This is a genomic window from Silvimonas terrae (assembly GCF_014202765.1).
GTDB lineage: Bacteria > Pseudomonadota > Gammaproteobacteria > Burkholderiales > Chitinibacteraceae > Silvimonas > Silvimonas terrae.
The window spans coordinates 209,864-217,321 of sequence record NZ_JACHHN010000010.1; the positions used below are offsets into that span (position 1 = coordinate 209,864).

At 59.8% G+C, this 7,458-nt stretch carries 8 protein-coding genes; 3 read left to right on the plus strand and 5 right to left on the minus strand.

Going from position 1 to position 7,458, the window contains the following annotated elements:
• Positions 1-246 precede the first annotated feature (246 nt).
• From pncB to HNQ50_RS20115, 3 genes are all read right to left on the minus strand, one after another.
• Positions 247-1,473 (minus strand): nicotinate phosphoribosyltransferase, encoded by a 1,227-nt coding sequence (gene pncB, locus HNQ50_RS20105; RefSeq protein WP_184103009.1) that lies wholly within the window; start codon positions 1,471-1,473, stop codon positions 247-249.
• Between the two features lie 54 nt (positions 1,474-1,527).
• Complete coding sequence (locus HNQ50_RS20110; RefSeq protein WP_184103010.1) at positions 1,528-2,343, minus strand: cysteine hydrolase family protein; 816 nt, start codon at positions 2,341-2,343, stop codon at positions 1,528-1,530.
• 119 nt (positions 2,344-2,462) lie between these two features.
• Entirely contained in the window at positions 2,463-3,551 is a 1,089-nt protein-coding gene (locus HNQ50_RS20115) for a calcium:cation antiporter (protein ID WP_184103011.1), read from the minus strand.
• A gap of 124 nt (positions 3,552-3,675) precedes the next feature.
• On the opposite strand from HNQ50_RS20115, the gene HNQ50_RS20120 reads away from it, so the two are divergent.
• Together HNQ50_RS20120 and HNQ50_RS20125 are read left to right on the plus strand one after the other, a co-directional pair.
• Complete coding sequence (locus tag HNQ50_RS20120) at positions 3,676-4,227, plus strand: RNA polymerase sigma factor (protein ID WP_184103012.1); 552 nt, start codon at positions 3,676-3,678, stop codon at positions 4,225-4,227.
• The gene (locus HNQ50_RS20125; protein ID WP_184103013.1) at positions 4,224-4,913 is read left to right on the plus strand and encodes an anti-sigma factor; all 690 of its coding nucleotides are present in this window, start codon (positions 4,224-4,226) and stop codon (positions 4,911-4,913) included. The genes HNQ50_RS20120 and HNQ50_RS20125 overlap by 4 nt, the downstream gene beginning before the upstream one ends.
• 69 nt (positions 4,914-4,982) lie before the next feature.
• Here HNQ50_RS20125 and HNQ50_RS20130 read toward each other — a convergent pair whose 3' ends face one another.
• Positions 4,983-5,189 (minus strand): hypothetical protein, encoded by a 207-nt coding sequence (locus HNQ50_RS20130; RefSeq protein WP_184103014.1) that lies wholly within the window; start codon positions 5,187-5,189, stop codon positions 4,983-4,985.
• A 38-nt stretch (positions 5,190-5,227) separates the two neighbouring features.
• Positions 5,228-6,520, minus strand: coding sequence for an aspartate carbamoyltransferase (locus HNQ50_RS20135; RefSeq protein WP_184103015.1), 1,293 nt, complete (start codon positions 6,518-6,520; stop codon positions 5,228-5,230).
• Between the two features lie 652 nt (positions 6,521-7,172).
• Here HNQ50_RS20135 and HNQ50_RS21985 point away from each other — a divergent pair.
• Positions 7,173-7,458, plus strand: a 286-nt coding sequence (locus HNQ50_RS21985; RefSeq protein ID WP_221303279.1) for a hypothetical protein, incomplete at its 3' end; no start/stop codon positions are given.

Here is a 7,458-nt window from a genome sequence, read left to right on the forward strand (position 1 = left end):
GATTCAGGCGCAGCAGATGGCGGGGTAAGGTTGCAGGGATGAAAAAGCCGGCGGTTGCCGGCTTTTTTCATATTAGATGCCACTTCGTAGCCCGGATGAAGCGTAGCGGGAATCCGGGGTTGCGCCGCATGCAATATCGATCCCTGCCATTTCAAAGCCCGCAACGCCAATTCTGCCCACATTGCCACCCCGGATTCCCGGCCTTTGGCCTCCATCCGGGCTACGACGCTGTTCCGACCGGTAACATCAATGCGGCAAAACCAGTTCCCGATTCGGGATATCAAACACATCACACAGATAATTGAGGAAATTCACATCCTCGCACATCCCCTTACCCGGGCTGTCGCTTACCTTGGCCACATACTGGCCATTACAGCGGGTGAGTTTGATGACAATTTGCAGCGGCTCCAGACCACAATCGTTGGTCAGGTTGGTACCAATGCCAAAAGAGGGTCTGGTGCGGGTACCAAAATGGCGGTACAGCGCAATGGCGCGCTGCAAATCCAGGCCGTCGCTGAATACCAGTTGTTTGGTCGAAGGGTCGATGCGCATTTTCTCGTAATGGGCGATTGCTTTCTCACCCCAGATGAAGGGATCACCCGAGTCATGCCGCAGACCATCAAACAGCTTGCAGAAATACAGGTCAAAGTCCCGCAAGAACGCATCCATACCGACCACATCGGTCAGTGCAATGCCAAGGTCGCCCCGGTATTCGCGCACCCAGTGTTCCAGCGCATTTTTCTGGAAGTCCCGCAGGCGGGAGCCAAAGCACTGGAAGGCCTGCATGTACTCATGCGCCATGGTGCCGATCGGGGTAAGCCCATAGCGCATGGCCAGCAGCAGGTTGCTGGTGCCGCGCATATAAGGTTTGGCATCCCGCGCCAGGGTAGAGACCACTTCTTCTTGCCAGTCACGGCTAAACCGGCGGCGCGTGCCAAAGTCAAAGAAGATGAAGTTGGCGCGTTCTTGCGGTTGTTGACCAAACTCACGCAACAAGTCGATCTTGGCAGCCAGACGCTTGCGGCCTTCGGCCAGCGCGGTGGCATGATCGAAGTGACGGAAATACACCTCGTTGACGATCGAGAGCGCGTAGATTTCAAACAGCATGCAATGGAGCATGGGCCCGCGCACATGGATATCCAGATTGCCGGGCACCGTGGTGGAGGCTTCTACGGAAATGAACTTGCGCTGCAACTGAAACAGCCGCAGAAAGTCGATGAAATCACTATGGATAAAGCGCAGGTTTCCCAGCCATTCCAGTTCTGTTTCGGCAAAGCGCAAAGAACACAGGTGGTCGAGCTGGGCGTCGATTTCGTCTTTCAGGGTGGCTAGCCCGAATGCCGGCGTGTTGCGGCAGCGGAAGGTGTATTCCGCCTGCGTTTCAGGCTGATGATGCAAGATTTCCTGCATCATGGTGAATTTGTAAAGGTCGGTGTCCAGCAGGGATTCAATCACCGGGTTGGCGACGGTCATGCATTGCTCCTGGCGCGCTGCGCGCCGGTGTCACAAGGGGTTAGACCCCGGGGTTCAGGCAAATAGCCGGTCACTTTGCGCCGTGCGCATGCCGCGCGCAACCAGCTCCTGGATAAAGGCGCTGCCGGCCTCTTCAAAGCCGCTGACCGCGCTGCAACAATCCGTCAGCAGCAACAGCTTGTGTACGTGCGCGTCGCCCAGTTGGCTGGCCAGATCACGCACCGTCCCGGCCACACAGTGAGAGAGCGCCTCACCGGCAATCACAATGGTGTCAGCGCTGCGCAGGCGGGCGATCCAGTTCTGGTCGGGCAGGGTGTGCGGGTCGGCCGGGTCGGGTACTTCGGCTTCGATGGCGGAATAATGCTCGGTGCCGGCGTTGAGGCCTTTGATCTGGTAATGCACGGGCCGCACTTGCTCACGTGACCACTGGTTGAGCGCCGCAAACAGGGCGGCATGCACGTTGTGCCCCCAACTGCCGATCAGGCAATGCTCTGGCCATACCAGCAACTGATAGTGACCACGGCGGGCCAGTTCCCGCACGTAATCCAGGCTGGACTGCTGCCGGGCTGGATCACGGGTTTGCCAGCGACCGCGGGTGACGTCTTCCACCGTGATCAGGGTAAACGGTGTGGGCATCTGGCCGGATGCATCTTGCCACCACGCCGGGTGGGCGATGTCGATGGGACGATGGCTATCTAGCGTGACATGGATCGCATCAAAGCGCTGACCATGCCGCGCCAGCAAGTCGGCTACGCGTTGCAGGTCCGCATTGGCGCCGGGCACGGGCAGTGCCGCCCCGGGGATATCGCAAAAGTCGTTTTGCGGGTCAATCAGCAGCAACTGGGTTGCCGCGGGTACCAGGGCAGTCATGAGCCGGTTCCTGATGACAAAGCGTTAAGCCTGAGGGCCACACTATACGTGTTTCCCGCCCTCATTCTGAGCAGATGGGGGCGAGGTCGGCATATTCACCTGGCATGGAGGGCGCCTGGTTACATGCCCAGTGCAGCCAGCATCAGAAAGGTGGCAAACAGGACAAAGTGCGTCAGTCCTTCAATGGCGTTGGTTTCACCATCATGCAGATTGATGGTGGCGGCCAGCAGCGTGAGCAACATCATCACCGTTTGCGTGGGCGAGAGCGCCATGTAGATCGGCTCCCCGCGGATCAGTGCCAGACCCTCAATCACCGGCACCGTCAGAATGACGGTAGAGAGCGACGCGCCCAGCGCAATGTTCACCACGCCTTGCATGCGGTTGGCGAGTGCCGAGCGCAAGGCCGTGAGGATTTCCGGGCTGGCGCTGATGACCGCCACCACCAGGGCGACGGTAATCGGCGGCAAACCCGTGCCAGCCAGGCCGATATCCAGCGTTTTGGACATCACCTCCGCCAGTGCGCCAATCAGCACCAGGCCTGCGACCAGCAAGGCCGCAGAGGTGCGCGTATTGCCGTGTTCTTCTGCCTCGGCGGTGTCTTCATGCGCCGGCCGGCGCGAACCGTATTTGTAGCTGAAAAAATAGCTGTGCTTGCCGGTTTGCAAACGCAAAAACATCCCGTACATCAGCACCATGATGATGATGGTGAAGATGGAATAGGCCTGCCATTTGCCTTGCGGAATGAATTCCGGCACCACCATGGAGATCCCCAGCGCGGTCAGAATCATCACCACATAGGTATTGCCCGAATCCACGTTGTACGGTTGCTCGCCATGTTTGAGCCCGCCCAGAATGGCCGCCAGCCCCAGAATACCGTTGATATCCAGCATGACTGCGGAATACACGGTGTCGCGCATCAGTGTGGGCGAGGGCGTGTGACTGGTCATGATGGCCAGAATCACCACCTCCACCAACACGGCAGAGAGGGTCAGGATCATGGTGCCGTAGGGCTCGCCCACTTTCTCGGCCAGCACCTCGGCGTGGTGCGCCACGCGCAGGGCGGCCAGTAAAATGGCCGCAATAATCAGGCCCGATGCCACCAGGGCTGTGACCTGGCCGCCCGCGAGCGCCGCATGTTCAAACGCATATGCGGCCACGGTAGCCAGTATGGCAATCAGTAAAAAGGATTCTTGTTTGACGAGTTTCATGTGGGCCGGGTAACGGGTGCGGTGATGTAGTTGTATGTGTTCGCAGTGTAGTGATCTTAAAAGTGTATGGATATCTGCTATACACAGGGTCGATGCAAATACGCATCCCAGATACGGACTCGCCATGACCGCTGCCACGGCTGAAGTGCTTGGCCCGCTGCTCCACCGCTGCGCCCAGGGAGACGAAAAAGCCCTGGAACAACTGTATCGGCTGACGTCGCCGCAACTGTTTGCGCTCGTGCTACGTATGTTGCGTAGACGGGACTGGGCGGAGGAAGCCATGCAGGAGTGTTATGTACGCATCTGGCAGCACGCGGGAGATTACTCCCCGGCGCAAAGCCAGCCATTGACGTGGATGAGCCGGATTGTGCGCAATCATTGCATCGACTGGTTGCGCAAGCCGCAACTGGAAGTCCCGGACGCCGACGGCACCATTGTTGAAGCCTGGGCAGACGACGCGCCAGGCCCGCTGGCACGGTTGGCGCAAAACCAGGACAGCCGCCGCATTGCCGAATGCCTGAAACGGCTGGAGGCCATCCAGCGACAGGTGATTGCACTGGCGTTTTTTGACGACCTCTCACATAGCGAAATTGCGCAGCGTCTGTCTGCCCCGCTGGGTACTGTGAAAAGCTGGTGCCGGCGTGGTCTGGAGCGGCTCAAGGGTTGCTTGTCATGAATTACCGCAACCCGGAACTGCAACAACAACTGGCCAACGAATATGTAATTGGCACCTTGCGCGGCCCCGCGCGCCGGCGCTTTGAAGCCATCATGTTCTTTGACGCCGCACTGCGCCGCACGGTGCGGGAAACCGAGGCCCAGTTGCTCCCCATTATTTACGCGCTGCCAGAGGTCACGCCGCCAGCCAGCGTCTGGCGCGGTGTGTCGCGCCGGGTGCGCGCCCTGCGCCCGGCTCCACCCATGTGGAGTTGGGAGAGTGTGTACTTCTGGCGCTTGCTGGCCGGTGGTCTGGGGCTGGCGTGCCTGGTTCTGGCCATGACGCTCACCCTGCCGGGTCAGCCTGCGCCCACCACCGCGCATATGGCCCTGCTGGCTGATCCGCAATCGCACGTGGCTGCCTTGATGGCGCGGGTGGCGCCAGACGGCCATGTCCGCATTGCCACCTTGCAAGACCTGGGCGAACGGGTGGGGGCCAACAAATCGCTGGAGTTATGGGCCATCCCGGAAGGCGGCAAGCCGCGTTCACTGGGGGTGATTGCCGCCAACGGGCCAACGGACGTCAACCGGCCTGAAGCCATGCAGTCGGCCGCGGTATTGGCTGTGTCGCTGGAGCCGCAGGGTGGCTCACCCACGGGCGCGCCCACCGGCCCGGTATTGTGGGTCGGTAAACTGGTCGATCTGTAAGGGCCGCCCACAAACAAAAAGCCGGTGTGGTGAACACCGGCTTTTTTGTTGGGTTGATACTGCGCCGCCTCAGGCGCGGACCACAAACAGGCTCACGCACAAAGCCAGCCCGATCAGATACAGCAGCCAGGTTTGCGAGATGAAATACGGGTACACCATCAGCACGATGCCGACCACAATCGGCACCCGCATACCGTGCTTTTTGCCGTAACGCAGCGCAGTAAAGCCGACCAGGCTGAAGAAGACGCTGGCAAACAGATTGGCGGGGGTAGGCAAGTCGGAGACTCCTCTGGCAGGGGCAGACGCTTATTGCATCATTCCATCGTGTAAAACGCAGCATCATCCGGCCCAACGTGCTGGGGTGCCCGCCAGGTGACATCCCGCATGTTGCGCTGGATCTGGTTTTCCACCCCCAGCAGCGTGGCAAAGATCGCCATGCGCACTGGAATACCATTGTCGGTTTGACGGAAGATCGCCAGGCGCGGGTCATGGTTCAGATCGGTCGACAAGTCATTGGCCCCCTCGCGGCTATCACGCGGCAGCGGGTGCATGATGATGGTATCTGCCTTGCAATACGCGTTCACCACAGCGGCAGTGATCTGGAAATCGGCCGTGTAGCCTTCGAGTTCTTCGCCCACAAAACGTTCTTTCTGGATGCGGGTGGCATAAACCACATCCGCGCCGCGCAAACCATCCTGCAGCGAGTTGCTGATTTCTACGACATGCCCGTTGCGGCTGGCGTGCTCCACCAGGTAGGCCGGCATTTCCAGTGACTGTGGCGAAATCAGCGTGAACTTCATGCCGCGATACAAGGCCAGCAGCTTGATCAGCGAATGCACCGTGCGCCCGTATTTCAGATCGCCCACCATGGCGATGTGCGCACCATCCACCAGTTTGCCCAGGCGCGAGAACTCGGTTTCGATGGTGTACAAATCCAGCAGTGCCTGGCTGGGGTGCTCGCCCGGGCCGTCGCCACCGTTGATCACCGGGATATTGGTGGCCCGCGCAAACTCCGCCACAGAACCCTTGTCCGGATGACGCACCACCACCGCATCGGCATACCCGGCAATCACACGGCTGGTGTCGTAAATCGACTCGCCCTTGGCCATGGAAGAGAACGAGAACCCGGTGGTATCACACACGCTGCCACCCAGGCGGCAGAACGCCGCGCCAAAGCTGACGCGGGTGCGGGTACTGGCTTCAAAAAACAGATTGGCCAGCACTGCACCTTCCAGCACCCGACACACCTTTTGGCGGCGGGCGATGGGCTGCATGATGTCCGCCACGCGCAGCAACTCGCCCACGGATTCGCGGGTGAACTGATCCACCGACAACAATTGTGGCCGGCCATTGGCCGAAATGCGATCGCGCAAACCCGTTTGCACTACGCTCTGCGTATACCCGGTGGCCGTGTCGCGCTGCAGAATCTCCGTGACAAAACGCTCGACCATTTCCGGCATCGGGCGGAATTCGGAAGACTCGTCCGGCAAGAGCCAGGTGTCCAGTGCACGCCGGCTGCAGGCGAAACGATCGGCAAAACCGTCGCGGGTGAGGTTGAGTTTGCGCATGGCATCGCGCAGGAAAACTTGCTGGCTCATGGTGGTCATTGTGCTCTCTCCGGTATACGCGGGGCGTATATTATTCGGTGAGGAGGGGGGATGTCGAGAGGCGGGGATAAGTGGTTTGGTGTTTGTGGATGGGTCTAAACCCAAATACAAAGCGTTGTTAGTGCCTGACGGCACGGGTTTGGATACCGGCGGTGGCCGGAGCACCTTACTTTCTTTGCTTCGCCAAAGAAAGTAAGCAAAGAAAGGCGCCCCCTGCGACAGCGCCCACTTCGTGGGTTCCCTGTGCTTCTCGCGTGGCCCGGCAGGCTCGGGAACTCGCTACGCTCAGACACCCCTCACCGAATTCCCGGGCCCCGCTGCGATGCTCGGCGCTGCCGGAGGGGAGGTACGTCAAAAGCAACATCAAAACCAACCCCAACCCCAACCCCAATCCCGCAAATCATTTGTTGGCAAGAATGGTTCACCTTGCCTACCACCTCGTCATTCCCGCGAAGGCGGGAATCTAGCGGCAATATCCACAAGCATGAGAACGCTGCTCCGGTCCACTCCATCGTCATTCCGGTCCTCGGCGGCCCCCTTGGGCCGGAATCCAGCCCGCAGGCCAACGGGCTGCTTGCGGTGGATTGTCGCTTTGCGCCGAATCCACCCTACGGATTTGGTATACCGACGATTTGCGGCACGGTCGCCTGGATTGCCGCTCTTTTCTTTGGGCGGGCAGTCGGAGGGAGGCTTCATTGCACCTGCCGGCCACCTGCGGTGGCCGTTCTGGATTCCGGCTCAGGGCCGGAATGACGAGGTGGTGGGATGCGTGTTGACTCCGCCGTTGCAGTTGCAGTTGCAGTTGCAGTTGCAGTTGCTGTTGCTGTTGCGGTTGCCGTTGGTGTTGGTGTTGGTGTTGGGGTTGCTTTTGACTTTCCTTCCCCCATCAAAGCCCAGCGCCGATGGAGTGGAGGGAGACCTCAGGCTCCCAACCGACT